This window comes from Leclercia sp. LSNIH1 (assembly GCF_002902985.1).
In the GTDB taxonomy this organism is placed as follows: domain Bacteria; phylum Pseudomonadota; class Gammaproteobacteria; order Enterobacterales; family Enterobacteriaceae; genus Enterobacter.
In genome coordinates, this window is record NZ_CP026167.1 from 4,727,630 (window position 1) to 4,750,893 (window position 23,264).

The following is a 23,264-nucleotide window of genomic DNA, read 5'->3' on the forward strand; positions in this document are numbered from 1 at the left end:
GGAGAAAAATTATGAATAACAACGCAATAAATGCATTACTCTCTTGTAAAACTCCAAAAGACATTCAGGCTTGCATTAATGCAGGCTCCGATATTAATACACTGGATTCGTTTGGAAGAAATATACTGTTTTACTGTAAAAACCCAAGAATGATTGACACTCTGGTTAAAGCAGGAATAGATTTTAACCATGCTGACAACTATGGTCACAATGTTTTGTTTAACCAGCGAAATCCTCACATACTGAAAAAATTGATTGATTCCGGCGTAGATATACACCACAAAAATGGTCTCGGCCAAACCTGTTTATGCTCGTTAGCTGATAATATATCCTGTTGCAAAACCCTGATCAATGCTGGAATTAATGTCAACAATGTGGATAAATGCGGAAGAACAATACTTTTTTACGTAAAAAATCACTCTATCTTTGATTTGATGGTTCAGGCCGGTTGCGATATAAACCACAGAGATAACCAGGGTCACGGTATTTTTGAAATTTGCTATTCATTAGGCGATTTCAAAGCCAAAATGCTCATTCGTCATATTAGTATGAAGGATAGCAGTCCAGTAATTTTCAACTACCTCAACAGCGAAAGTCTGCAGATAATGGATTTGCTTCAGAAGAAAAACCTTAACTTTACTATCTCTGATAACTGCCAGGTTTATCTAAGTGCCAATGAAAATGAAATGAGCTCTTTCTTCAGTGAACTAAAGAAGAAGACAGATATCAGCAACACACATTTTCGCCATATTGTACTGCGAGGTTATGATTTACGCGGGGACATTGAAACCATTAAATGGTTTATCCGCAATGACATCAAAATAGATAAAAAACAACTGGAACAGCATATTCGACATGATGAGATTTGTAAATATATAGCAGAACATGAGAGAAAGAAACTTAGCGAAATTATGAAACAAACAATCTCTTTAATGCCAGTAAAACGTAGATTGTAACCTCCACCCCTCCTCACTGTCATAATGAATTTAATATGAACCCTATTTTCACCCAGAGCAGATTACCTAATTAGCAATCTGCTCCACCTATCTTATTTATAAATTTCGACACTGCCTTGACTTATTTTACCAATGCGCTAACTGTAGATCATGAACACATTTTAAAAAAGGTTAGATATGCATAAAAATGAAAGTAAAGAAGATCTATCAAGAAGCTCAAGAAGAGGTAAATTCCATACAGCAAAATATACACCTAATGAAGTTCGAACTCACTGCGTCAGCGTTCGGTTAAACGAAGAAGAATTATCTATTCTCGATAGTAAAAGAGGCCCTTATAAAAAAGGGGAATGGCTAAGAATGGCATCCCTCAACAAACTCCCACCGGTGTTACCTGAAATCAATCGTGAAGCATGGATTAAACTCGGCAACCTTTCACAGGATTTAAACCGCCTGCTGAATCATCTCGACAGCAAAAGCCCTGACAGCGAACTGACCCGTACAGAACTCTTCGCCCTGCGCAGACAAATCAAAACTCTCAGGGATCACCTTATTCCATCAACCTTTCTGGAGCAAGACCAGTGAAAGGCATGCAGAAAATAAAGCGGGGTAAACAGTTTGCAGGTGTGGTTCTCTATAGCCTTAAGTCAGGATCTCACCACAAAATCACGCCTTATATTATCGGTGGCAACATGACGGGAAGCACTGCTGCTGAACTTATCAGTGAATTTGAAGGCACAAGACTACTGCGCCCCGGTGTCGCCAAACCTGTCTGGCATAATTCGCTTCGCCTGCCAAAGGGAGAAACACTGTCAGTCAGACAATGGGCGGCATTCGCTGACGATTATATGACCCGGATGGGATTCACTGAAACCCATCTTCGCTGCTATATCATGCACGATGATTCGGACGGGCAGCATATCCATATAATAGCTAACAGAATTAACATGGTCGGTGGGAAGCTGTACCTTGGGAAAAATGAAAATCTTATCAGTACCCGGATTATCAGCGAGCTGGAGAAAGTCCACAAACTCACTCAAACCACATCTGCAATCAGTAGTCATAGTCAGGAGAAAAGAAAGCCTTCCCGCAACGAGCTGATGATGGCTGAAAGAACGACAACTCCCTGCCCCAGGTCCACTCTGCAGAGCCTGATTGATAATGCGTTAACCGGCCGCCCTGATTTGCTGACTTTTATCGCTATGCTGGAAAAGGTAGACGTCAGCTGCAAACCCAATATCGCCTCAACGGGAAAAATGAACGGCTTTTCATTTCAGTACCAAGGTATTGCCTTTAAAGCCTCTCAATTGGGTAAAAAATATGGCTGGTCTTCCCTGCAAACATTGATTGATTTCGTACCGGAACATCTGACTTTACTGAAACAAGCACAAAAGCCAACAGTACCTGCACCTGTGCCATTAACAGTGCCAATGCCAATGCCAATGCCAATGCCAATGCCAATGCCAATGCCAATGCCAATGCCAATGCCATCATGCGAGTCTGAAGAACAGGCTGCAAACCGGGAAACGATTCTGGAGAAAATCCATCAGCTTGAAGAAAAAATTCGTCTGGAAAGACAACAGGAGACAGTGGGTATCATTCAGCTCAGGAGCAAGCTGCACAATACAACCCGTCAGATACCCCGCCAGCGTCGCCTGAAGGCGTGGCTTTTACTACTCAGCCAAATTGTTGTACTTCTAAGGCGCAAGGGACTGTCACTGCTGCATGCCACAATACATCATTTCCGCAAGATTCTTCATCTGCACCTATTAGAACCCATTCCTTTCACAGCCGGTCATTCCCTTCAGGAACAATCAGTTAGTAATAACCAGCACCTCACACCATAAGAATCCTTAGTTTATAATGCAATGATAGTCAATAAATTATTGATCGTTTATATAGATCGATAATTTGATTACAATAGTTAAAACCAATCACAAAGCAATCATCGATCGGTACAAGCAATTTTACTAAAGCGGGTCATTCATCGAAAATGTTCAAAAATACATCACCTTAAATCAGGCCATGGAGTCATGATGGATAATAAAACGATTAGCTGCCCCTTCTGCTTTACACAAAGCCCGCACGGCGTGCGGATTTGCAAAGGCTGCCATGCAAAAGTGGCCTATGGTGAAAGTCCGCTCAGTGTGGCATTCCTTTTTCAATTCGTGGCATTAGCTCTCGCCTGGTTAGTATTTTCATTGACCGGCAGTACTCCTGTCTCAGTCATTACGTTTTTTGCCAGCGTTATTATTCTTATCTGCATAATTAAAAAGACCTATGCAGACAGAGTTATCTTTATACGGTGATATTAATTTCACACCACAGCAAACATAAAAAATTAACATGAGGGACCTATGAAAAAATTCATTACTTCTGCGTTTTTTATTTCCGCTTTACTTATTTCTGGCTGTTCGACATCAGGCAATCAGCATCTCAAAAACGAAACATCACAAAGTCTGCAGTCAAAAATCATCAAAAATAAAACAACGAAATCAGAAATAATTACCGCATTAGGCGAGCCCGAAACCAAGACTACACTTGATAGTGGAAATGAAGAATGGACTTATTCGATGGATAACAATCAGTTTGATGCCACCACATTTATTCCCGTTGTCGGGCTGCTGACGGGGGGCTCACAGACGCAGGCCAAAACGCTGGAAATCGAATTTAAAGGAGAAACGGTCAGCAAATGGTCGTTCTCTGAAAATACAAGCAGAATGAATACAGGTCTGATTCAATAACTCACGTTACAGCCAGGGAATTATTTATGAAAACTTATGCCGTTATCACACTCGTTACCGCTGCATCGTTGCTGAGTGGCTGTAACAGCGAACCTTCCGAACAGGATATTTACACTGCCATGAATAAGGTCGTTGCGCAGGCGAATGCTTTCGTGAAATCTATAGCAGGCAAGGATGTCCCAAAAGACGCACTGCGCGAATTAAAATCAGTCAAAAAGCATGACTGCGTAGAAGTCTCTGATAAAAGTTATAAATGCAATGTGACGGCTATTGTCGATAACGAAAAGCGTACTGCTGCTGTAACCCTTGTCAAAACGGATGATGGCTGGCAGGTCGTTGATAAGTAAACCCACCTTAAAGCCATCACGACAGGCGGGACGCCAACTGGGTGGCTCCTGCCTTTTTAATACTCGATTTTGACCTGCCGGAAACGCCAGCTCCATTTCTCTCCACCATTCAGCATCCCATTCCTTGTACACGCTGCTGCCGCTATCAAAGTCTTTTCCTGATCACTGAGCCTGGCGGAGTATAAGCCAGAGAGCCTGCAATGCGTTTCTTTTCATACTGAGCCAGCAAATCAGCATAAATATGCTCTGCTTCGTCCAGATTGCCTGAAATATAATTCACAAGTGAATTCAGGCAATGCAGCAATGTATTGCTGTTTGCAAGCTTCCTGAGCAGAGTTGTGTTCAGGGTTGAAACGACTCCTGTAAACATCTGCATAATATTATCAACGTGATAACATGAATTGCGATACTGCGCCCGTGAATAAAAATACTTCAGATGATACCCGGCGAAGAGAACATAAAGTTTTTTGTAAAAGACATTGTTATTAACGCTGTTGTGATGATGGGTTATAAATTTATCAACAACATGTATAAACTTTTCCTCCTGAGATAAAACATCAATAGCACTCATAATTTTCTCCATTTTTTGTTTTTATAATTAAGTACTATCATCTTCAAAAATAAAATCAATAGTAATTTAAAAATATTTTTATAAAACAATATTTATTCTATTCTCACTTAAAACAGCTTTCACTGTGGAGATATTGAGTCCTCCAGATTGCATTACTATTTCATATTTCAATTATCTGAGTCATTTCCATATTTCAGATAAAAAAACCACAGGAATATTTTTGAGAGCGTGCTACGCACTGGCTTACGCCCCGACTACCGATAAATGTTAATTATTTTTACCAAACCGGTGAAAACCATAATTTTGTTTCCCTGGCAGCGCCGCTGAGTGCCCACAGCACTCACTCGCTGAAGCAGAAAGGGTTTTTCCGAAGGGTCCCGGCGTGAGCCGTACTCAGCAAATGGGCAAATCATGTATCTGTGTTCGCTTTCCCGATCAACTCAGCCTCCTGATTTTTTGCGCGAAGCGTATTTGTAATGACAGTTAACCTCAGGTCTATGAACTCGTGCGCGAAGCGTATTTATACTTACAGAAAATACTGTAGTAATGTTCTGAAGCCCAATGGCGCAACACACAGTTGCGCAGGCTTCACTTAAGAAATGATATAATGTAAGAAAAACAATAATAAAAGTGTTTTCATCAGGTACACCAAGGCCTTGAGTATCATTCTAATGCAAAACTGTGGTTTCTTATTTCTTTATCACTCTTTTATCTTGCAGAACACAATTGAAAATTAACCAATAAAATCAAATAATTAAACAAACCCTGCCGTTATTAATTTCAGAACCAAAAATCATTAATTACATAACAGGTGATGGTGAAATTTAGCACCCCTTGTTTTAAATTTGATAACCAACCATCTCCCACTAAATAACAACCGTAAAATCTCAAAGTAAATACAATTAAATAATACTACCAACCAAGTTGACAAATAAATTAAATGTGCCATATATGTAATCACAACAATAAAAAAGGAGCCATCATGTCAATCACAAGCGTTGTATTAACTAAAGAACAAAAGTCCATTATTGCAGAAGCATTAGAGGTTATGCCCGAAGATCTGGAAGAAATAAAGATTAAAGCAAATAGCTATAAAAAAACGTCATTCAGAGACGATTTCTCAATGATATTCAAAGGCAATATGGCCACACTCGCCAGGATGGATTTGACGCCCACAGCGTTTAGAATTGTGCTTTATCTCTTCTCAGTAATTGATTATGGAAATATTATCCCTGATTTTTCACAGTCACGTATAGCCAAAGATCTTGGGCTGAATAAATCAAATGTCTCACGCGCATTCAAAGAGTTATTTGAGAGAAAAATACTTATTCGTGACGCCATAGATAACCAAGTATACCTTAATTCAAACTTGTGTGTTAAAGGAATCCCTCGTCGTTTCAATGAAGATCTGATGGATAAATTTAGAAAGTCCAGACTGGAGACAGAAGACTTTGCCAATTCGTTTAACTTTTATCGTGCAGGGAGTAAAACAAAGCCGGTTAAAAATCCCAAAAGAAGATATCCTACAGACGGCATTCCATTTGATTAAAATAATAAATAATGCTGTTGAACAATTTATACTTCCGCAAATGACTATTTCCCAATATAAATTTAATTTTATATTGGGAATGAAATTAATCATAAAATATCATTAAGTATATGACGTTCTTGTTCAATTACACATGATTTAACCATCCCACTTAGTACACTAACAAAAACGTCATTCCATTTCTGGCGCTCTCTCGAAGCATGCCAGTTCTCAAACAACACTTTCTCAAGAGAGATCCAAATAACTTCTGCGCGAGAGGTATTTAATAGCTCCTTGAATACTTCGTCAGATACAGTAAGGGCATGAGAATAAATTTTATTATCAATAGTCCAGAAAGGCTCTGGCTTGGTAAAATCAGCCAAAGAAGCAAAAGCCAACCCACGGACCTGTGCTGCTTCCATTGTGCTGTTCACTTTATGATTATCCCGCCAGGTTTTTAAATCACCCAACAGATAATTTACGCGTTGATTTCTTGCTTTGCTATCTTCAGCCTGGTATTGGATATAAGCAGGGCCATTACCAGTCTGGCGATAACGAGCCAATGTTTTGACACTTACACCAAGGTAAAGGGCCGAAACTTCAGCACTCAGGGTTGCATCATCTGGCATACTACCAAATAGCCGCCATACTTCAGCATATTCCCTTAAAGTATCGATTGCACTCATTCCCTGTCCCCCTAATTTGTTGGCAATGGTTGATATTTCGCCGAAGCCAAAAGTGTATTATACAACTCAGGTACTGTCATCAGCATATGAAGCTCAATCCGTTGAAGTGCCTCAAAAACTCGCTCGTTATCAGGCTCAGCATATCTTTCAGTAGGGTCCGTGGTATTACGGTGGTTAAGCAATCTTTTCACCACTGCATACGAAGTTAGTTCTTCTGCAACACGGCCAAAAGTTCTTCGCAGATCGTGCATTCCCAGCTTCATTATTCCAGCTTCCTGACAGATATACTCGCGCAAGCTTTTACTGTCAGAATAATGTCCAACCTTGCTTCGTGATGAACGAGCCGGAAAAACCCATTTGCGTTTATCTGCCCGTATTTCGGTATCGTTGACGATATCTCGTCGGTCTTCCAGAATTCGCTTTGTAGCATCACAGATTGGAAGCTCATGGTCGTTACGATTTTTCGTGTCGTAAAAGCGAATAACCCGGTTTTCGAGATCGACATAGCTTGTCGTTCTGACTTCCTCTTCTGTCAGGGCCTCTCGCCAGCACAGTGTTGCTGTCTCTTCTTTCCTGGCTCCTGTCAAAATGGTCAGCAACAGATAATCACAACCCAAACGATTAAAACCTCTCTTATTGTGTAATGCAGCTAGAAACCGTCCCAAAGTATCTTTGGGGGACAATGGATTTCGTACGCCCTTGGCACGATAGCTATCTTCCAGCTCAGATCGTGTTCTGAACTTCTTCTGTACCTTTAAAATTGAAAAAGGATTATAGGACAACGAAGGTTGTCGTTGCTGGGTCTGAGCATTCCCAGCTTCAATCTCGATTGCGTGTTTTACAGCAACATTGGCCCACCTAAAAGTCTGTTCTGCTGCTGTTCTGGCTCTTGAAGCAATCTCGTCAAACTTTCGAAGGATTTCATTACCAGTAAGATCCTTGATTCGAAGGTTTTGCCATTCTTTCAACCGATTCTCAGCTTTGTCTAACACATTGAGAGTGTTTGGTTTAGCAGGTTTGGTTCTGCCAAGTAAGTGACTCCTGTATTGGGCAAAAGCTTCACTCACGGTCAATTCAGCCAGATCGAGTTCCCTTTTAATCTTGTTGGGATTTCTCTTTGTTGCAATCATTGTCTGAACCAACTGCCGAGCTGCCTCACGGGCTTGATCGATACTCGGAAAATCGGACACATTCCCAACCTTTACTTTCAAGACAGAGCTTGGCTTCTTACCCTCACTGACATTACGATCTGAAGAGGCTACTCTTCGCTGGATTACATAGGTTTTTTTCGTCAAACTGACCTTCACACCGAAGCCAACGGGTGAATCTCGATGATCGTCAAAAACTATGTAAGGTTTTTGGTCAGGGTTGGCTTCGAAAACGACTTTTCCAGAGCTACTGAGCTCAGGCTTAACATTAATACTTAACTTGTTGATAATAAAAGCCTGATTGAGAGTTGTTTTCAAAGTATCACCACCATTTGTAACCCAAAGAAGGAGTACAACCAATCTATCACGCTTTGGGCTACAAGTGAGCTACAAATTTATGGGTTTATGTGGGTTTAAAGGGGTTTTACCTGGGGCCATATGAGCACTTGAAAGAATTAAAAAATGAGTAAAATCAATATGAATGAAGACATTGATAAGGACTTCTCTAGCCATACCCCCATGATGCAGCAGTACCTGAAGCTGAAAGCTCAGCATCCGGAGATCCTGCTCTTTTACCGGATGGGCGACTTTTACGAGCTGTTTTATGACGATGCGAAACGCGCCTCGCAGCTGCTCGACATCTCCCTGACCAAACGCGGCGCCTCGGCCGGTGAACCCATCCCTATGGCCGGTATTCCGCATCATGCGGTAGAGAACTACCTGGCGAAGCTGGTTAACCAGGGTGAATCAGTCGCCATCTGCGAACAGATTGGCGATCCGGCCACCTCGAAGGGCCCGGTCGAGCGCAAAGTGGTGCGTATCGTCACGCCGGGCACCATCAGCGATGAAGCGCTGTTACAGGAGCGCCAGGATAACCTCCTTGCCGCCATCTGGCAGGAGAGCAAAAGTTTCGGTTACGCCACGCTGGATATCAGCTCCGGGCGTTTTCGCCTGAGCGAACCGGCCGACCGCGAAACCATGGCGGCCGAACTGCAACGCACCAATCCTGCGGAGCTGCTCTATGCCGAAGATTTCGCCGAGATGGGGCTGCTTGAGGGGCGTCGCGGCCTGCGTCGCCGTCCGCTGTGGGAGTTTGAAATCGACACCGCGCGTCAACAGCTCAATCTGCAATTTGGCACTCGCGATCTGACCGGCTTTGGCGTAGAAAACGCGCCGCGCGGCCTGTGCGCCGCGGGCTGTCTGCTGCAGTACGTAAAAGATACCCAGCGCACCGCCCTGCCGCATATCCGCTCCATTACGATTGAACGCCAGCAGGACAGCATCATTATGGATGCCGCCACCCGCCGCAATCTGGAGATCACCCAGAATTTAGCCGGTGGTGTGGAGAACACCCTCGCCTCGGTACTCGACAGCACCGTCACCCCGATGGGCAGCCGTATGCTGAAACGCTGGCTGCATATGCCGGTCCGCGATATTGCCACGCTCACCGCGCGCCAGCAGACCATTGGCGCCCTGCAGGATCGGTATAGCGACCTTCAGCCGGTATTGCGTCAGGTGGGCGATCTGGAACGTATTCTGGCACGACTGGCGCTGCGCACCGCACGCCCGCGCGATTTAGCCCGTATGCGCCATGCCTTCCAGCAACTGCCTGAACTGCGCATCCAGTTGGCGGAGATCGACAGCGCCCCGGTGCAAAAGCTGCGCGAGGCGATGGGCGAATTTAGCGAACTGCGTGAACTGCTGGAAAAGGCCATTATCGATGCCCCGCCGGTTCTGGTGCGTGACGGCGGCGTGATTGCCCCGGGGTACAACGAAGAGCTGGACGAGTGGCGCTCGCTGGCCGATGGTGCGACGGACTATCTGGATAAGCTGGAGATCCGCGAGCGTGAGCGCCTTGGGCTGGACACCCTGAAAGTGGGTTACAACGCAGTGCACGGCTACTTTATTCAGATCAGCCGTGGACAGAGCCACCTGGCTCCTATTCACTACGTGCGCCGCCAGACGCTGAAAAACGCCGAGCGCTACATTATTCCGGAGCTGAAAGAGTACGAAGACAAAGTGCTTACCTCAAAAGGCAAAGCGCTGGCGCTGGAAAAACAGCTCTATGACGCCCTGTTCGACATCCTGATGCCGCACCTTGCGGATCTGCAGCAGAGCGCCACGGCGCTGGCCGAGCTGGATGTACTGGTCAACCTGGCGGAACGTGCCGAGACGCTGAACTACTGCTGCCCAACCTTCACCGATAAGCCAGGCGTGCGCATTACCGAAGGGCGCCACCCGGTGGTGGAACAGGTACTGAACGAACCGTTTATCGCCAACCCGCTGAACCTGTCGCCGCAGCGCCGGATGCTGATTATTACCGGGCCAAACATGGGCGGTAAAAGTACCTATATGCGCCAGACGGCACTGATTGCGCTGCTGGCCTACATCGGCAGCTACGTTCCGGCGCAAAAGGTGGAGATTGGCCCTATCGACCGTATCTTTACCCGCGTGGGCGCGGCGGACGATCTGGCGAGCGGTCGCTCCACCTTTATGGTCGAGATGACCGAAACGGCGAATATTCTGCACAACGCCACGGAGTACAGCCTGGTGCTGATGGATGAGATTGGTCGCGGCACCTCCACCTACGACGGGCTCTCGCTGGCGTGGGCCTGTGCCGAAAGCCTGGCCAATAAGATCAAAGCCCTGACCCTGTTTGCCACCCACTACTTCGAGCTGACGCAACTGCCGGAGAAGATGGAGGGCGTGGCGAACGTGCATCTGGATGCGCTGGAGCACGGCGATACTATCGCCTTTATGCACAGCGTACAGGATGGCGCGGCGAGCAAAAGCTACGGTCTGGCCGTGGCGGCGCTGGCGGGCGTGCCGAAAGAGGTGATCAAGCGGGCCCGTCAGAAGCTGCGCGAACTGGAAAGCCTGGCGCCAAACGCGGCGGCTACCCAGGTAGATGGCACCCAGATGTCTCTGCTGGTCCCTGCCGAAGAGACCTCCCCGGCGCTGGAAGCACTGGAGAACCTCGACCCGGATTCTCTGACACCACGTCAGGCGCTGGAGTGGATTTATCGGTTGAAAAATCTGGTGTAAAGCTCTGCGGTCTGTATCGCCCGGTGGCGCTATCGCTTACCGGGCCTGCGGAGATTTCATGCGGTTTTTACGCCCGGTGGCGTTATCGCTTACCGGGCCTACAAAAGACGCTGGATAGTAGGCCGGGTAAGGCGTAGCCGCCACCCGGCTTTTTTATCCGCGCTTATCTTCCGCCAGCAACGGCGGAATAGTCGGCACCTGCGGGGCATCGTCGATATCTTTCTGCGTCATGCGAAACGCTTCGGGATAGTGCTCGCGGCTGGTGCGGCGCAGCGGCTCGGTATCGCGCCAGGTATACAGACAGTGCTGGCACTGATACACCGTACAGACATCTTTAACCGGCGACGTCGCCATCACCTCAATATGTTCATCGGCACAACGTGGACAAATCATTTTCCCCTCCTTATTTACGTGCGGCCAGCATCGCGGTCAGTTTTTCAGCCCAGGCTTTGGTTTCAGGCAGATCCTGTACCGGCTGGCTGTAGTGTCCACGCATATCGGGTGCAACCGGTGTGGTGGCGTCGATAATCAGTTTGTCGGTGATCCCCGCCGGACTTGAACCCGGATCCAGCTCCAGCACCGACATGTTCGGCAGCTGCACCAGATCCCCCGCGGCGTTCACCTTTGACGACAGGGCCCACATCACCTGCGGCAGGTTGAATGGATCGACATCCTCGTCCACCATGATCACCATCTTCACGTAGCCCAGGCCATGCGGCGTGGTCATCGCCCGCAGCCCCACGGCGCGGGCAAAACCGCCGTAACGTTTTTTAGTGGAGATAATTGCCAGCAGGCCGTGGGTGTACATTGCGTTCACCGCCTGTACTTCCGGAAACTCAGCTTTCAGCTGCTGGTAGAGCGGCACGCAGGTTGCCGGGCCCATCAGGTAGTCGATTTCGGTCCACGGCATCCCGAGATAGAGCGACTCAAAAATCGGTTTTGTGCGGTAAGAGACTTTATCGATGCGTACCACGGTCATGTTACGGCCACCGGAGTAGTGCCCGGTGAACTCCCCGAACGGCCCTTCGATTTCGCGTTTGCGGCCTTCAATCACCCCTTCGAGGATCACTTCCGAACCCCAGGGCACGTCAAAACCGGTCAGCGGTGCGGTAGCGATCGGATACGGGCTTTCGCGCAACGCTCCCGCCATCTCATATTCTGATTGATCGTACTTGAGCGGCGTCGCCCCCATCAGGGTGATGATCGGGTCATTGCCCAGGGTGATCGCAATCGGCAGATCCTGCCCGCGCTCTTCCGCTTTATGCAGGTGCAGGGCGATGTCATGCATCGGCACCGGCTGCAGACCCAGCTTGCGTTTGCCCTTCACCTCCATGCGGTAGATGCCGACGTTCTGCTTGCCGAAGTGATCCGGATCGAGGGGATCGCGGGAGACCACACAGGCTTTATCCAGGTAGAAACCACCGTCACCGTCGTTCAGGCGGAACAGCGGCAAAATATCGAACAGGTTGATCGCGTCGCCATCCACCGTGTTCTCAGCCCAGGCCGGGTTGGCGCGACGCTCCGGCGCAACCGGGAAGTTATCCCAGCGGCGAATAAACTCGTCGATCTGCTTTTTCACTGGCGTATTTGGCGGCAGCCCCATCGAGATGGCGTGGTTTTGCCAGGATCCGATAGTGTTCATCGTCACGCGGGCGTCGGTAAAGCCGCGGATGTTGTCAAACCAGAGCGCAGGTGCGCCATCGCCAATGCGCCCGGTGGCGTTGGCTGCCGCGGCCAGATCCGGCTCCGCATCAACCTGTTCCGTGATTTTTAGCAGTTGCCCTTGCTCATCGAGCGCCTGCAGGAAGCTTCTCAAATCATCAAATGCCATGTTTATTCTCCTGGGAAAAATCTCTGGCCGCCTGTAACCCCTCCCAGCGACGGGCTTTGTTATGCGCCAGACCAAACTGATCGAGCACCCGGGTCACAATGTGTTGAGTAATGTCATCGGCGGTTTGCGGATGGTTGTAATAAGCGGGCATCGGCGGCACCATTGCCACGCCCATGCGGGAAAGCGCCAGCATATTTTCAAGATGGATAGTGCTGAGCGGCATTTCCCGCGGGACCAGCACCAGCTTGCGTCGCTCTTTTAACACCACGTCAGCGGCACGCCCCACCAGCCCTTCGGCGTAGCCTGCGCGGATGCCCGCCAGCGTTTTCATGCTGCAGGGAATGACGATCATGCCGTCGGTGCGAAAGGAGCCGGATGAGATGGTTGCCCCCTGATCCGCCGGGCTGTGAACCACATCCGCCAGCCCGGCAACGTCCTGAGCGGTATACGGCGTTTCCAGTTCAATCGTTGTTTTCGCCCATTTCGACATCACCAGATGGGATTCAACTTCCGGCATGTCGCGAAGCGCCTGCAGCAGCGCCACGCCGAGCGGCGCACCGGTCGCCCCTGTCATCCCAACAATCAATCTCATGCAAAACATCATTTAATTTGTTCGTATACGAACTTGTTGCTTACCGTACGCCCGGATCTGAACGCTGACAAGATCGTTCGCATGCGATCACACGAAATGGTAAAACGGGCTGCGTTAAATTCGCCGCTGATCGGGGCTATCATAAAGAGATCATTTTTATGCTGGAGAGTTCATGGAACTAAAACAAGAAGCGTTCCACCTGTTACGTCAGCTTTTTCAGCAACATACTGCGCGCTGGCAGCAGGCCTTACCCGAGCTGACTAAGCCGCAATACGCGGTGCTGCGTTCTATCGCGGAACATCCTGGCATTGAGCAGGTGGCGCTCACCGAAGCGGCGGTAAGCACCAAAGCTACCCTCGCGGAGATGCTGAGCCGTATGGAATTACGTGGGCTGGTGAAGCGCGAAGCCGATGCTGCAGATAAGCGCCGCCGGTTTGTATTCTTAACACCGGAAGGCGAAGCGTTGCTCGGCAACTGTAAACCGGTAGGGAATCATGTCGATGAGGCTTTTCTGGGGCGTTTAACGGCTGAGGAGCGTCGCCAGTTTACGGAGTTGGTTCGCAAAATGATGGTAAAGGAGAGAGAATGACCCGCTATGAAACAGAAATTATTGATGCTCACATCGCATTAGAAAAGTGGTTAGGCCAGGGTGAAGGCGATTTTGCCCCCCTGCTCGCCCGTTTTCATCAGGACTTTTTGATGATTGCCCCAACCGGCGCACACCTGGATCACCCCGCGCTCGCACGTTTCCTCGAGGCGCAGCGCGGCAGCCGCCCTGGACTGAAGATCGTGATTGATGAATTAACGACGTTGCAGACCTGGGATAACGGCGCAGTGCTTCACTACCGTGAAACACAAACCCGCCCGGATCAGCCGGTGAACGTGCGCTGGTCCAGCGCCATCCTGAACCAGGAGGGAGACAACCTCACCTGGCGTCTGCTACATGAAACCGCAGCGCCTTAAGCAAAAGAAAAAGGCCAGTCGAAAGACTGGCCTTTTTTGACGAAAAGGTGCTTACTCGCGGAACAGCGCTTCGATATTCAGCCCTTGCCCCTGCAGGATTTCACGCAGGCGACGCAGACCTTCTACCTGAATCTGACGAACACGTTCACGGGTCAGGCCGATTTCACGACCGACATCTTCCAGTGTCGCAGCTTCATACCCCAGCAGACCGAAACGACGTGCCAGCACTTCACGCTGTTTGGCGTTCAGTTCGAACAACCATTTGACGATGCTCTGTTTCATATCATCGTCCTGCGTGGTGTCCTCCGGGCCGTTGTCTTTTTCATCGGCCAGGATGTCCAGCAGCGCTTTCTCGGAATCGCCACCCAGCGGGGTGTCGACAGAGGTAATACGCTCGTTGAGACGCAGCATACGGCTAACATCATCAACAGGTTTATCAAGCTGTTCGGCAATCTCTTCCGCGCTTGGCTCGTGGTCCAGCTTATGGGACAACTCGCGCGCGGTACGCAGATAAACGTTCAACTCTTTCACAATGTGAATAGGCAGTCGAATCGTACGGGTCTGGTTCATGATTGCCCGTTCGATGGTCTGTCGGATCCACCATGTCGCATAGGTTGAGAAACGGAACCCACGTTCAGGGTCAAATTTCTCTACTGCGCGGATCAGGCCCAGGTTGCCCTCTTCAATCAGATCCAGCAGAGCCAGACCACGATTGCTGTAACGACGGGCAATCTTAACCACCAGACGCAGGTTACTTTCAATCATGCGACGACGTGAAGCCACATCACCACGTAATGCCCGGCGCGCGAAGTAAACTTCTTCTTCTGCTGTTAACAGTGGGGAGTAACCAATCTCCCCAAGGTAAAGCTGAGTCGCATCCAGCACACGTTGTGTGGCACCCTGCGATAACAGCTCTTCTTCAGCTAAATCGTTATCACTGGGTTCCTCTTCTACTAAGGCTTTTTCGTCAAAAGCCTCTACTCCGTTCTCATCAAATTCCGCGTCTTCATTTAAATCATGAACTTTCAGCGTATTCTGACTCATAAAGGTGGCTCCTACCCGTGATCCCTGGGCGCAACATACCAAAAGATATGTCCCGCCAATTTATCGCTGCGGTAAATACTGCAGCGGGTTTACGGATTTCCCCTTGTAACGAATTTCAAAATGCAAGCGTGTAGAACTGGTTCCGGTGCTACCCATAGTAGCTATTTTTTGCCCCGCCTTAACTTCTTGTTGTTCCCGGACCAGCATCGTATCGTTATGGGCGTAGGCACTCAGGTAATCATCGTTGTGTTTGATGATAATAAGATTACCGTAACCGCGCAGAGCGTTACCGGCGTATACCACGCGTCCATCAGCGGTCGCGATAATAGCCTGTCCCTTACTCCCTGCGATATCGACCCCTTTATTTCCCCCCTCGGAGGAAGAAAAGTTCTCGATAACCTTGCCTTCAGTCGGCCAGCGCCAGGAAGAGATTGGCGAGCTGGACGTCTGACTACTGGCAACGGGTGCGGTAGAGCTAACCACAGGAGCCGTAACGGGTGCTGTAACTACAGTCGCAGTCCCCTTATTGTTCGGCAACATCTTGTTAGCACTCTGTTCACCTGAATCTTCAGAATACGTAATTGTCGGTTGCGACGCAACCACTGTGCTTGATTTTTGCGCAGGCGTCACACTGTTATTTTGCGCTGTGACGTCAGCCGCAGAAACAGTATTGCCTGGCGTTAACGGTGCGCCGGTCGCATTGCCCACCTGTAGCGTCTGGCCGACATTCAGGCCATACGGGGCCGGAACGTTGTTTCGCTCTGCCAGATCGCGGAAATCGTTCCCGGTGATCCAGGCAATATAGAAGAGGGTATCACCGCGTTTCACGGTGTAGGTGCTGCCGCCAGTATAGCTGCCTTTCGGAATGTTCCCATACTTGCGGTTATACACAATGCGGCCATTTTCCGTCTGGACAGGTTGTTCCACTGGCTGAATCTGTACTGGCTGGGTAACCGGACGCTGAACAGGCTGGATTTGCGGAGTTTGTTGCGCCGTTGAGGTGCCCATTTTGGGCGGAGGGGTGATCAGCATGCCACCGGATGAATTACCAGAGCCGCTATTACCGCCGACCGAACTGACAGGCGCAGGGGCATTATTCGATGTTGAACAACCTGCCAGCCAGATTGAAACCAGTGACAATGCCGCAACTCGGCTGATGGTGAATTTTGGGCTTCCCGCGCTCATTTATCCCCCAGGATTATTTTTAATTACCAGTGACTTAAAATTACCGTAATGTCACGACGTTTTGCGCCACACCATACGCTGAATTTGCCTGAATAACCCTGGAAAAATCCGAGTCTCAGGCCAGCTCTCCTTTTACCAGAGGCACGAAACGTACGGCTTCTACGGTATCGATAATAAACTCGTTGCCCCGTCGACGAACACGCTTCAACAGTTGGTGTTCATCGCCCACCGGTAAAACGAGGATCCCGCCGTCGTCCAGTTGCGCCATCAGCGCAGCCGGGATCTCAGGCGGTGCAGCCGTCACGATAATGGCATCAAACGGGCCGCGTGCCTTCCAGCCCTGCCAGCCATCCCCGTGACGGGTAGAAACATTATGTAAATCGAGCTGCTTCAGGCGGCGGCGCGCCTGCCACTGCAACCCTTTAATGCGCTCAACCGAGCAGACATGATGCACCAGGTGCGCCAGAATGGCGGTCTGGTATCCAGAACCGGTGCCAATCTCCAGCACCCGCAAGTCCGGGGTCAGCTCCAGCAGCTCGGTCATGCGCGCCACCATATAGGGCTGGGAGATGGTTTGCCCCTGCCCTATCGGCAACGCGACGTTGTCCCACGCTTTGTGCTCAAACGCCTCATCCACGAATTTTTCCCGCGGTACCCGCGAGATGGCGTCCAGCACCCGCTCGTCAGCAATGCCCTGACTGCGTAATTGATTCAGAAGAGTTTGTACACGATTGCTTACCATTGCGAGCTCACCCCGGCGCGATCCAGCCAGCCTGAAACCACATCCTGCGCGTTATGCGCGGTCAAATCGACGTGCAGCGGGGTGACGGAGACGTAGCCTTCATCTACGGCGGCAAAATCGGTATCCGGCCCGGCATCATGTTTTTCGCCCGGCGGACCAATCCAGTACAGCGTGTTGCCGCGCGGATCTTCCTGCGGGATCACTTTATCCGCCGGGTGGCGGCTGCCGCAGCGCGTCACGCGGATACCTTTGATTTGATCCAGCGGCAGATCCGGCACGTTGATATTAAGGATGCGACCGGTGCGCAGCGGTTCACGGCTCAGCGCGCGCAGAATGGCGCAGGTGACCGCGGCGGCGGTGTCATAATGCTGATGGCCGTTAAGCGAGACCGCCAGGGCAGGAAAGCCGAGATGGCGCCCTTCCATGGCTGCCGCCACCGTACCGGAGTAGATCACGTCATCGCCCAGGTTGGGTCCGGCATTAATGCCGGAGACCACCACGTCCGGGCGGGGACGCATCAGCGCATTAACCCCCAGAAAGACACAGTCGGTCGGGGTGCCCATCTGCACGGCGATATCACCGTTATCAAAGGTAAAGGTGCGAAGAGACGACTCGAGGGTTAACGAGTTAGAGGCACCGCTGCGGTTACGATCGGGAGCCACCACCTGCACCTCGGCGAACTCACGTAGCGCTTTCGCCAGCGTCTGAATGCCTGGCGCATGGATCCCGTCATCGTTACTCAGCAATATTCGCATAGTCACCCGAAGTGTTGATAAGTTCCCTGACAACACTGGTGGCAAAGCTGCCTGCCGGCAGCCAGAAACGTAGCTCGACGGTTACGTCATCCCACCAGTTCCAGCTCAACTGTTGCGGATAGAGCAGCATCGCCCGGCGTGCCGCTTCGACTTTTTCCCGCCCCAGCAGTGAGCATAACTCTGTTTCATCGGCGATGGCAGACTGTTCAAAGCGCAGCGCATCACCCTGCGGACCCCAGTCGCCGGTACCCGGCAGGGCCGCAGTGATCATCAGCGTTTTTGCCTCGACGCGCGCCTGCACATCGCGCAGCTCTTCGTCAGTGGCGACAAACCAGCTGCCGCGTCCCGCTAATTGTAGCGCATCGCCGACAACAACTTGATTCGCGTCTGTTTTTTTCAGTCGCTCGCTGACGATTTGATTAAACAACGCGCTGCGGGCTGCCGACAACCAAAAACTGCGTTTATTGCGATCGCGCACCGGGGCATTGCTCTGCGCCCAGCGTAGCGCCCCCTGCAGGTTACTGCCGCCGATGCCAAAACGCTGCGCGCCAAAGTAGTTCGGCACACCCTGCGCCTGGATGGCGTTAAGACGCTGTTCTACCTCGTCGCGGTTGCTTACCTCGCGCAGCACCAGGGTAAAGGCGTTGCCCTTTAACGCGCCGAGGCGCAACTTGCGCTTATGGCGGGCATATTCCAGCACCTGGCAGCCTTCGAGCTGGAACTGGCTTAAATCGGGCATCCCGTTACCCGGCACCCGCGCGCAGAGCCACTGTTCCGTCACGGCGTGTTTGTCTTTCTGCCCGGCGAAGCTTACTTCACGAGCGTGAATTTTCAGGAACTTTGCCAGCGCATCGGCCACAAAACGGGTGTTACAGCCATTCTTCAGGATCCGCACCAGAATGTGCTCGCCCTCGCCATCCGGCTCGAACCCCAAATCCTCGACGACCACAAAATCTTCCGGGTTGGCTTTCAGCAGCCCCGTACCCTGCGGTTTACCGTGCAGGTAGGTCAGGTTGTCGAAGTCCGTCATTTCACCGCCTTCACCAGCAGCGCCACGGCTTCGCAGGCAATGCCTTCACCACGGCCGGTAAAGCCGAGTTTCTCGGTGGTGGTCGCTTTGACGTTGACGTCGTCCATATGGCAGCCAAGATCTTCGGCAATAAAGACGCGCATCTGAGGAATATGCGGCAGCATTTTCGGCGCCTGGGCAATAATGGTCACATCCACGTTGCCAAGGGTATAGCCTTTGGCCTGAATACGGCGCCAGGCTTCGCGCAGCAGCTCGCGGCTGTCGGCCCCTTTGAAGGCCGGATCGGTATCCGGGAACAGCTTGCCGATATCGCCAAGCGCCGCCGCACCAAGTAGCGCATCGGTTAACGCGTGCAGTGCAACATCGCCATCAGAATGCGCGAGCAGTCCTTTTTCATAAGGGATGCGTACGCCGCCAATGATAATTGGGCCCTCGCCGCCAAAGGCGTGTACGTCAAAACCATGTCCAATTCGCATTATGCCTTCTCCTGATGGGTCGAACGGGTAAGATAAAATTCTGCCAGCTGTAAATCTTCGGGGCGCGTCACCTTTATATTATCTGCGCGCCCTTCAATCAGTTCCGGGTGAAAACCGCAGTACTCCAGCGCCGAGGCTTCGTCGGTGATGGTTGCGCCTTCGTTCAGCGCACGGGTTAAGCAGTGGTGCAACAGCTCGCGAGGGAAAAATTGCGGCGTGAGTGCATGCCAGAGGTCAACGCGCTCCACCGTATGGGCGATGGCCGGCAGGCCGGGCTCGCCGCGTTTCATGGTATCGCGGACCGGCGTGGCCAGAATGCCACCAACGCGGCTGGTTTCGCTGATGGCCAGCAGCCGCGCCAGGTCATCCTGATGCAAACAGGGCCGCGCCGCATCGTGCACCAGTACCCACTGTGCGTCACCGGCGGCTTTCAGTCCCGCCAGCACCGAATCGGCACGCTCTGCGCCACCGTCCACCACGGTCACCTGCGGGTGGCGGGCAAGCGGCAGCGCGGCGAAGCGGACGTCGCCCGGGCTGATAGCGATAACGACCCGCGTCACACGTGGGTTCGCCAGCAGCGCCGCCACGGTGTGCTCAAGGATCGTTTTATCACCAATTGAAAGGTACTGCTTAGGACATTCAGTCTGCATGCGCCGGCCAAACCCGGCGGCTGGCACAACGGCGCATACGTTGGAAAATGTTACTGCCATGGCGTAATCCTGGGCCTGATTATCGAGTGTTTTGTACTGAGCCCTGGTTGCGTTTAGACGCATCCGGCACCAGACGATAGAAGGTTTCGCCCGGCTTAGTCATGCTGAGTTCGTTGCGCGCACGCTCTTCAATGGCTTCCTGCCCGCCATTGAGATCGTCAATTTCCGCAAACAGCTGATCGTTTCGCGCTTTTAATTTGCTGTTTGTTGCCTGCTGCGCCGTCACGTCATCGCTGACGCGACTGTAATCGTGAAGGCCGTTCTTACCGAACCACAGCGAATACTGAAGCCAGACCAGCAGAGCCAGCAACAGCAGCGTAAGTTTACCCATCCTGCCCCCTGAAAAACGGCATCATCATCCCATAACTTTCCCCATGACTCTACATCGGGGCTACAGAGATGCCGCAACATTGCGGGCAAATGTACCACATTTTTTTTGCAGATTCGCGCAAGCCAACAATGTCACATAGTTGGTTACGGTTTGAATTATGGATGAACTTATCCCATGAGCCACAAAAATAACAGTCCCACCATAGCGACCACCGTTAACACGGTGATAAACGAACTGTAGAGCAGCTTGCCGTGAAGCAGAGAGTGGAGCGCGATCCCTACCACAACGGCAACGGGCATCAGCGCCAGAAAGAAAGGCCAGGTATAAAGGAAGAAAAACAGCGTATTGCTGCCATAAAACAGGAAAGGGATCCCCAGTGCCATCAGCCATGACGCAAAGCCGACAATCGCCCCAGGAAAAGACCAGGTCGTCTCGTCATGTGCCGATACTGTGTCCGACCCGGTGATGATGTAGTTTTCACTGTTCCGCATAGCTGATCCTGTGACCGTGACATATTGATGGAGATTAAGCATCCCCATCAATACCATCTCAGGATCTGATAATATCGCCCTGCCGGAGCAGGTCTAATAATTGACCCACCAAATTTGTTACCAATTGTTGGCCTTGCAGGTGAATATCGGGGTTTTCCGGCGCTTCGTAAACCGCATCAATGCCGGTGAAGTTCTTCAGCTCGCCAGCGCGGGCCTTTTTGTACAGTCCCTTCGGATCGCGCTGCTCGCATATTTCCAGCGGGGTATCAACAAACACTTCAATGAAGCGGCTGTTCCCCACCCGCTCACGCACCATCTGCCGCTCGGCGCGGTGCGGTGAGATAAAGGCGGTTAACACCACCAGCCCGGCATCGGCCATCAGGCTGGCCACTTCGCCCACCCGACGGATGTTCTCTTTGCGATCCGCATCGCTAAAGCCCAGATCGCTGCACAGCCCGTGGCGCACGTTGTCGCCATCCAGCAGATAGGTGCTGACGCCCGCTTTGTGCAGCGCCTCTTCCAGCGCCCCCGCGACGGTGGACTTACCGGACCCCGAGAGCCCGGTAAACCACAGCACAACCCCACGGTGACCGTGGAGCTGTTCGCGTTCGGCCACCGTGACCGGATGAGGATGCCAGACGACGTTCTCATCATGCTGCGCCATTACTTGCCTCCCAGCAGATCGCGCGCGCCCCAGTGCTGGAAGTGTTTGCGCACCAGCGCGTTGAGCTCCAGTTCAAAGGCGCTGAATTCAGACGGCACCGCGCTCGCCTGCGCTTTAGGTTCGCGCACCATCCCTGCGCCAACGGTGACGTTGGACAGACGATCGATAATAATCAGCCCGCCGGTCACCGGGTTCTGCTGATACTCGTCCAGCACCAGCGGCTCGTCGAAGGTGAAATCCACCAGACCGATGCCGTTCAGCGGCAGTTCAGTCACGCTGTGCTGCGCCAGATTGTTAATGTCGACCTGATACTGAATGCCGTCGACGCGGGCGCGGGTTTTCTTTCCGGCAATCTTGATGTCGTAGCTCTGGCCCGGGCTCAGCGGCTGCTCGGCCATCCACACCACATCCACCGCGGCGCTCTGTACCGCAGGCAGCGACTCCTGCGCATCCACCAGCAGATCGCCGCGGCTGATATCGATCTCATCTTTCAGCACCAGGGTGACCGCTTCGCCGGCCCCCGCTTCCTGCAGATCGCCATCGAAGGTCACGATACGGGCAATGGCCGATTCCACGCCGGACGGCAGTACCTTCACGCGCTGGTCTACGCGCACGCTGCCGGAGGCAATCGTGCCGGAGAAGCCGCGGAAATCGAGGTTCGGGCGGTTAACGTACTGCACCGGGAAGCGCATCGGCTGCGTATCCACGTCGCGCTGGATCTCAACGGTCTCCAGCACTTCCAGCAGCGTTGGGCCGCTGTACCACGGCATGCTCACGCTCTGGGAAGCGACATTATCCCCTTCCAGCGCCGAGAGCGGCACAAAGCGGATATCGAGATTGCCCGGCAGCTGCTCGGCAAAGGTCAGGTAGCTTTCGCGGATCTCGTTAAACTTCTCTTCGCTGAAGTTCACCAGATCCATCTTGTTAACCGCCACCACCAGGTGCTTGATCCCCAGCAGCGTGGAGATAAAGCTGTGACGACGGGTCTGATCCAGCACCCCTTTACGGGCATCGATCAGCAGGATCGCCAGGTCACAGGTGGAGGCGCCGGTCGCCATATTGCGGGTGTACTGCTCATGCCCCGGGGTATCGGCGATGATAAATTTGCGCTTCTCGGTGGAGAAATAGCGATAGGCCACGTCGATGGTGATGCCCTGCTCGCGCTCCGCCTGCAGGCCATCCACCAGCAGGGCCAGATCGAGTTTTTCGCCCTGGGTACCGTGACGCTTGCTGTCGTTATGCAGGGAGGAGAGCTGATCTTCATAGATCTGACGGGTATCGTGCAGCAGACGGCCAATCAGGGTGCTTTTTCCGTCGTCCACGCTGCCGCAGGTCAGAAAACGCAGCAAACTTTTATGCTGCTGGGCGTGCAGGTAGGCTTCGACGCCGCCTTCATTGGCGATCTGTTGAGCAATAGTGGTATTCATG

The 23,264-nt window shown here is 51.4% G+C and carries 28 protein-coding genes; 11 read left to right on the plus strand and 17 right to left on the minus strand.

Annotation, left to right across the window (positions count from 1 at the left end):
- Positions 1-11: 11 nt before the first annotated feature.
- The 6 genes from C2U54_RS23270 to C2U54_RS23295 all read left to right on the plus strand — a co-directional run bounded on the left by C2U54_RS23270 (position 12) and on the right by C2U54_RS23295 (position 4,044).
- Entirely contained in the window at positions 12-956 is a 945-nt protein-coding gene (locus C2U54_RS23270; protein WP_001062023.1) for an ankyrin repeat domain-containing protein, read from the plus strand.
- A gap of 177 nt (positions 957-1,133) precedes the next feature.
- A complete protein-coding gene (locus C2U54_RS23275; RefSeq protein ID WP_031275125.1) occupies positions 1,134-1,538 on the plus strand; it encodes a hypothetical protein in 405 nt (134 codons plus the stop codon).
- Entirely contained in the window at positions 1,535-2,800 is a 1,266-nt protein-coding gene (locus C2U54_RS23280) for a relaxase/mobilization nuclease domain-containing protein (protein ID WP_058999176.1), read from the plus strand. Before C2U54_RS23275 ends, C2U54_RS23280 begins: the two co-directional genes overlap by 4 nt.
- Positions 2,801-2,989: 189 nt before the next feature.
- Positions 2,990-3,262, plus strand: a complete 273-nt coding sequence (locus tag C2U54_RS23285) for a hypothetical protein (RefSeq protein ID WP_004114852.1) — start codon at positions 2,990-2,992, stop codon at positions 3,260-3,262.
- A 48-nt stretch (positions 3,263-3,310) separates the two neighbouring features.
- Positions 3,311-3,697 (plus strand): hypothetical protein, encoded by a 387-nt coding sequence (locus tag C2U54_RS23290; protein ID WP_000713577.1) that lies wholly within the window; start codon positions 3,311-3,313, stop codon positions 3,695-3,697.
- Between the two features lie 26 nt (positions 3,698-3,723).
- A complete protein-coding gene (locus tag C2U54_RS23295; RefSeq protein WP_000860569.1) occupies positions 3,724-4,044 on the plus strand; it encodes a hypothetical protein in 321 nt (106 codons plus the stop codon).
- A gap of 145 nt (positions 4,045-4,189) precedes the next feature.
- Here C2U54_RS23295 and C2U54_RS23300 read toward each other — a convergent pair whose 3' ends face one another.
- Positions 4,190-4,615: a hypothetical protein gene (locus C2U54_RS23300; protein WP_004114857.1), complete on the minus strand. Its 426-nt coding sequence runs from the start codon at positions 4,613-4,615 to the stop codon at positions 4,190-4,192.
- Between the two features lie 982 nt (positions 4,616-5,597).
- On the opposite strand from C2U54_RS23300, the gene C2U54_RS23305 reads away from it, so the two are divergent.
- Positions 5,598-6,164 (plus strand): helix-turn-helix domain-containing protein, encoded by a 567-nt coding sequence (locus C2U54_RS23305; RefSeq protein ID WP_016239675.1) that lies wholly within the window; start codon positions 5,598-5,600, stop codon positions 6,162-6,164.
- 89 nt (positions 6,165-6,253) lie between these two features.
- Here C2U54_RS23305 and C2U54_RS23310 read toward each other — a convergent pair whose 3' ends face one another.
- Both C2U54_RS23310 and C2U54_RS23315 read right to left on the minus strand, forming a co-directional pair.
- Positions 6,254-6,829: a hypothetical protein gene (locus C2U54_RS23310; protein ID WP_103180905.1), complete on the minus strand. Its 576-nt coding sequence runs from the start codon at positions 6,827-6,829 to the stop codon at positions 6,254-6,256.
- A gap of 11 nt (positions 6,830-6,840) precedes the next feature.
- Positions 6,841-8,295, minus strand: a complete 1,455-nt coding sequence (locus tag C2U54_RS23315; RefSeq protein WP_001530776.1) for a tyrosine-type recombinase/integrase — start codon at positions 8,293-8,295, stop codon at positions 6,841-6,843.
- A gap of 159 nt (positions 8,296-8,454) precedes the next feature.
- On the opposite strand from C2U54_RS23315, the gene mutS reads away from it, so the two are divergent.
- Positions 8,455-11,022 (plus strand): DNA mismatch repair protein MutS, encoded by a 2,568-nt coding sequence (mutS, locus tag C2U54_RS23320; protein ID WP_103181128.1) that lies wholly within the window; start codon positions 8,455-8,457, stop codon positions 11,020-11,022.
- A 153-nt stretch (positions 11,023-11,175) separates the two neighbouring features.
- Here mutS and C2U54_RS23325 read toward each other — a convergent pair whose 3' ends face one another.
- From C2U54_RS23325 to C2U54_RS23335, 3 genes are read right to left on the minus strand one after another with little or no spacing between them, the layout of a single operon-like run.
- Positions 11,176-11,415, minus strand: a complete 240-nt coding sequence (locus tag C2U54_RS23325) for a non-oxidative hydroxyarylic acid decarboxylases subunit D (protein WP_103180906.1) — start codon at positions 11,413-11,415, stop codon at positions 11,176-11,178.
- 10 nt (positions 11,416-11,425) lie between these two features.
- Entirely contained in the window at positions 11,426-12,853 is a 1,428-nt protein-coding gene (locus C2U54_RS23330) for a non-oxidative hydroxyarylic acid decarboxylases subunit C (RefSeq protein WP_103180907.1), read from the minus strand.
- Positions 12,843-13,445: a non-oxidative hydroxyarylic acid decarboxylases subunit B gene (locus C2U54_RS23335; protein WP_103180908.1), complete on the minus strand. Its 603-nt coding sequence runs from the start codon at positions 13,443-13,445 to the stop codon at positions 12,843-12,845. The genes C2U54_RS23330 and C2U54_RS23335 overlap by 11 nt, the downstream gene beginning before the upstream one ends.
- 172 nt (positions 13,446-13,617) lie before the next feature.
- Here C2U54_RS23335 and C2U54_RS23340 point away from each other — a divergent pair, with 172 nt between their 5' ends.
- Both C2U54_RS23340 and C2U54_RS23345 read left to right on the plus strand, forming a co-directional pair.
- Entirely contained in the window at positions 13,618-14,034 is a 417-nt protein-coding gene (locus C2U54_RS23340; RefSeq protein WP_103180909.1) for a MarR family winged helix-turn-helix transcriptional regulator, read from the plus strand.
- Positions 14,031-14,408 (plus strand): DUF4440 domain-containing protein, encoded by a 378-nt coding sequence (locus tag C2U54_RS23345; protein WP_103180910.1) that lies wholly within the window; start codon positions 14,031-14,033, stop codon positions 14,406-14,408. The genes C2U54_RS23340 and C2U54_RS23345 overlap by 4 nt, the downstream gene beginning before the upstream one ends.
- A 51-nt stretch (positions 14,409-14,459) precedes the next feature.
- On the opposite strand, the gene rpoS is transcribed toward C2U54_RS23345, so the two are convergent.
- Positions 14,460-15,452: an RNA polymerase sigma factor RpoS gene (rpoS, locus tag C2U54_RS23350; protein ID WP_103180911.1), complete on the minus strand. Its 993-nt coding sequence runs from the start codon at positions 15,450-15,452 to the stop codon at positions 14,460-14,462.
- A 60-nt stretch (positions 15,453-15,512) separates the two neighbouring features.
- Positions 15,513-16,577, minus strand: coding sequence for a murein hydrolase activator NlpD (gene nlpD, locus C2U54_RS23355; protein WP_231736666.1), 1,065 nt, complete (start codon positions 16,575-16,577; stop codon positions 15,513-15,515).
- On the opposite strand from nlpD, the gene C2U54_RS27820 reads away from it, so the two are divergent.
- A complete protein-coding gene (locus C2U54_RS27820) occupies positions 16,483-16,686 on the plus strand; it encodes a hypothetical protein (protein ID WP_231736555.1) in 204 nt (67 codons plus the stop codon). The two genes, nlpD and C2U54_RS27820, sit on opposite strands and share 95 nt — an antisense overlap.
- 66 nt (positions 16,687-16,752) lie before the next feature.
- Here the strand turns inward: C2U54_RS27820 and C2U54_RS23360 are convergent, their stop codons facing one another.
- From C2U54_RS23360 to cysN, 9 genes are all read right to left on the minus strand, one after another.
- Complete coding sequence (locus C2U54_RS23360; protein WP_103180913.1) at positions 16,753-17,379, minus strand: protein-L-isoaspartate(D-aspartate) O-methyltransferase; 627 nt, start codon at positions 17,377-17,379, stop codon at positions 16,753-16,755.
- Entirely contained in the window at positions 17,373-18,134 is a 762-nt protein-coding gene (gene surE / locus C2U54_RS23365) for a 5'/3'-nucleotidase SurE (RefSeq protein ID WP_103180914.1), read from the minus strand. The genes C2U54_RS23360 and surE overlap by 7 nt, the downstream gene beginning before the upstream one ends.
- Positions 18,115-19,164, minus strand: a complete 1,050-nt coding sequence (gene truD / locus C2U54_RS23370) for a tRNA pseudouridine(13) synthase TruD (protein ID WP_103180915.1) — start codon at positions 19,162-19,164, stop codon at positions 18,115-18,117. Before truD ends, surE begins: the two co-directional genes overlap by 20 nt.
- Entirely contained in the window at positions 19,161-19,640 is a 480-nt protein-coding gene (gene ispF, locus C2U54_RS23375; protein ID WP_048959481.1) for a 2-C-methyl-D-erythritol 2,4-cyclodiphosphate synthase, read from the minus strand. Before ispF ends, truD begins: the two co-directional genes overlap by 4 nt.
- Positions 19,640-20,350, minus strand: a complete 711-nt coding sequence (gene ispD, locus C2U54_RS23380; protein WP_103180916.1) for a 2-C-methyl-D-erythritol 4-phosphate cytidylyltransferase — start codon at positions 20,348-20,350, stop codon at positions 19,640-19,642. Before ispD ends, ispF begins: the two co-directional genes overlap by 1 nt.
- A gap of 19 nt (positions 20,351-20,369) precedes the next feature.
- A complete protein-coding gene (gene ftsB, locus C2U54_RS23385) occupies positions 20,370-20,681 on the minus strand; it encodes a cell division protein FtsB (RefSeq protein ID WP_032613637.1) in 312 nt (103 codons plus the stop codon).
- Between the two features lie 167 nt (positions 20,682-20,848).
- Positions 20,849-21,172, minus strand: coding sequence for a DUF3561 family protein (locus tag C2U54_RS23390; RefSeq protein WP_103180917.1), 324 nt, complete (start codon positions 21,170-21,172; stop codon positions 20,849-20,851).
- Between the two features lie 58 nt (positions 21,173-21,230).
- Positions 21,231-21,836 (minus strand): adenylyl-sulfate kinase, encoded by a 606-nt coding sequence (gene cysC / locus C2U54_RS23395; RefSeq protein ID WP_103180918.1) that lies wholly within the window; start codon positions 21,834-21,836, stop codon positions 21,231-21,233.
- Positions 21,836-23,263 (minus strand): sulfate adenylyltransferase subunit CysN, encoded by a 1,428-nt coding sequence (gene cysN, locus C2U54_RS23400; RefSeq protein WP_103180919.1) that lies wholly within the window; start codon positions 23,261-23,263, stop codon positions 21,836-21,838. The genes cysC and cysN overlap by 1 nt, the downstream gene beginning before the upstream one ends.
- Between the last annotated feature and the right edge of the window lies 1 nt (position 23,264).

Bases quoted from the DNA above. Each gene is read 5' to 3' on its own strand.
- C2U54_RS23270 (WP_001062023.1), top strand. From the start codon at position 12: ATGAATAACAACGCAATAAATGCATTACTCTCTTGTAAAACTCCAAAA.
- C2U54_RS23275 (WP_031275125.1), top strand. From the start codon at position 1,134: ATGCATAAAAATGAAAGTAAAGAAGATCTATCAAGAAGCTCAAGAAGA.
- C2U54_RS23285 (WP_004114852.1), top strand. From the start codon at position 2,990: ATGGATAATAAAACGATTAGCTGCCCCTTCTGCTTTACACAAAGCCCG.
- C2U54_RS23290 (WP_000713577.1), top strand. From the start codon at position 3,311: ATGAAAAAATTCATTACTTCTGCGTTTTTTATTTCCGCTTTACTTATT.
- C2U54_RS23295 (WP_000860569.1), top strand. From the start codon at position 3,724: ATGAAAACTTATGCCGTTATCACACTCGTTACCGCTGCATCGTTGCTG.
- C2U54_RS23300 (WP_004114857.1), bottom strand. From the start codon at position 4,615: ATGAGTGCTATTGATGTTTTATCTCAGGAGGAAAAGTTTATACATGTT.
- C2U54_RS23305 (WP_016239675.1), top strand. From the start codon at position 5,598: ATGTCAATCACAAGCGTTGTATTAACTAAAGAACAAAAGTCCATTATT.
- C2U54_RS23310 (WP_103180905.1), bottom strand. From the start codon at position 6,829: ATGAGTGCAATCGATACTTTAAGGGAATATGCTGAAGTATGGCGGCTA.
- mutS (WP_103181128.1), top strand. From the start codon at position 8,455: ATGAATGAAGACATTGATAAGGACTTCTCTAGCCATACCCCCATGATG.
- C2U54_RS23325 (WP_103180906.1), bottom strand. From the start codon at position 11,415: ATGATTTGTCCACGTTGTGCCGATGAACATATTGAGGTGATGGCGACG.
- C2U54_RS23330 (WP_103180907.1), bottom strand. From the start codon at position 12,853: ATGGCATTTGATGATTTGAGAAGCTTCCTGCAGGCGCTCGATGAGCAA.
- C2U54_RS23335 (WP_103180908.1), bottom strand. From the start codon at position 13,445: ATGAGATTGATTGTTGGGATGACAGGGGCGACCGGTGCGCCGCTCGGC.
- C2U54_RS23340 (WP_103180909.1), top strand. From the start codon at position 13,618: ATGGAACTAAAACAAGAAGCGTTCCACCTGTTACGTCAGCTTTTTCAG.
- C2U54_RS23345 (WP_103180910.1), top strand. From the start codon at position 14,031: ATGACCCGCTATGAAACAGAAATTATTGATGCTCACATCGCATTAGAA.
- rpoS (WP_103180911.1), bottom strand. From the start codon at position 15,452: ATGAGTCAGAATACGCTGAAAGTTCATGATTTAAATGAAGACGCGGAA.
- C2U54_RS27820 (WP_231736555.1), top strand. From the start codon at position 16,483: ATGCCACCGGATGAATTACCAGAGCCGCTATTACCGCCGACCGAACTG.
- C2U54_RS23360 (WP_103180913.1), bottom strand. From the start codon at position 17,379: ATGGTAAGCAATCGTGTACAAACTCTTCTGAATCAATTACGCAGTCAG.
- surE (WP_103180914.1), bottom strand. From the start codon at position 18,134: ATGCGAATATTGCTGAGTAACGATGACGGGATCCATGCGCCAGGCATT.
- truD (WP_103180915.1), bottom strand. From the start codon at position 19,164: ATGACGGACTTCGACAACCTGACCTACCTGCACGGTAAACCGCAGGGT.
- ispF (WP_048959481.1), bottom strand. From the start codon at position 19,640: ATGCGAATTGGACATGGTTTTGACGTACACGCCTTTGGCGGCGAGGGC.
- ispD (WP_103180916.1), bottom strand. From the start codon at position 20,350: ATGGCAGTAACATTTTCCAACGTATGCGCCGTTGTGCCAGCCGCCGGG.
- ftsB (WP_032613637.1), bottom strand. From the start codon at position 20,681: ATGGGTAAACTTACGCTGCTGTTGCTGGCTCTGCTGGTCTGGCTTCAG.
- C2U54_RS23390 (WP_103180917.1), bottom strand. From the start codon at position 21,172: ATGCGGAACAGTGAAAACTACATCATCACCGGGTCGGACACAGTATCG.
- cysC (WP_103180918.1), bottom strand. From the start codon at position 21,836: ATGGCGCAGCATGATGAGAACGTCGTCTGGCATCCTCATCCGGTCACG.
- cysN (WP_103180919.1), bottom strand. From the start codon at position 23,263: ATGAATACCACTATTGCTCAACAGATCGCCAATGAAGGCGGCGTCGAA.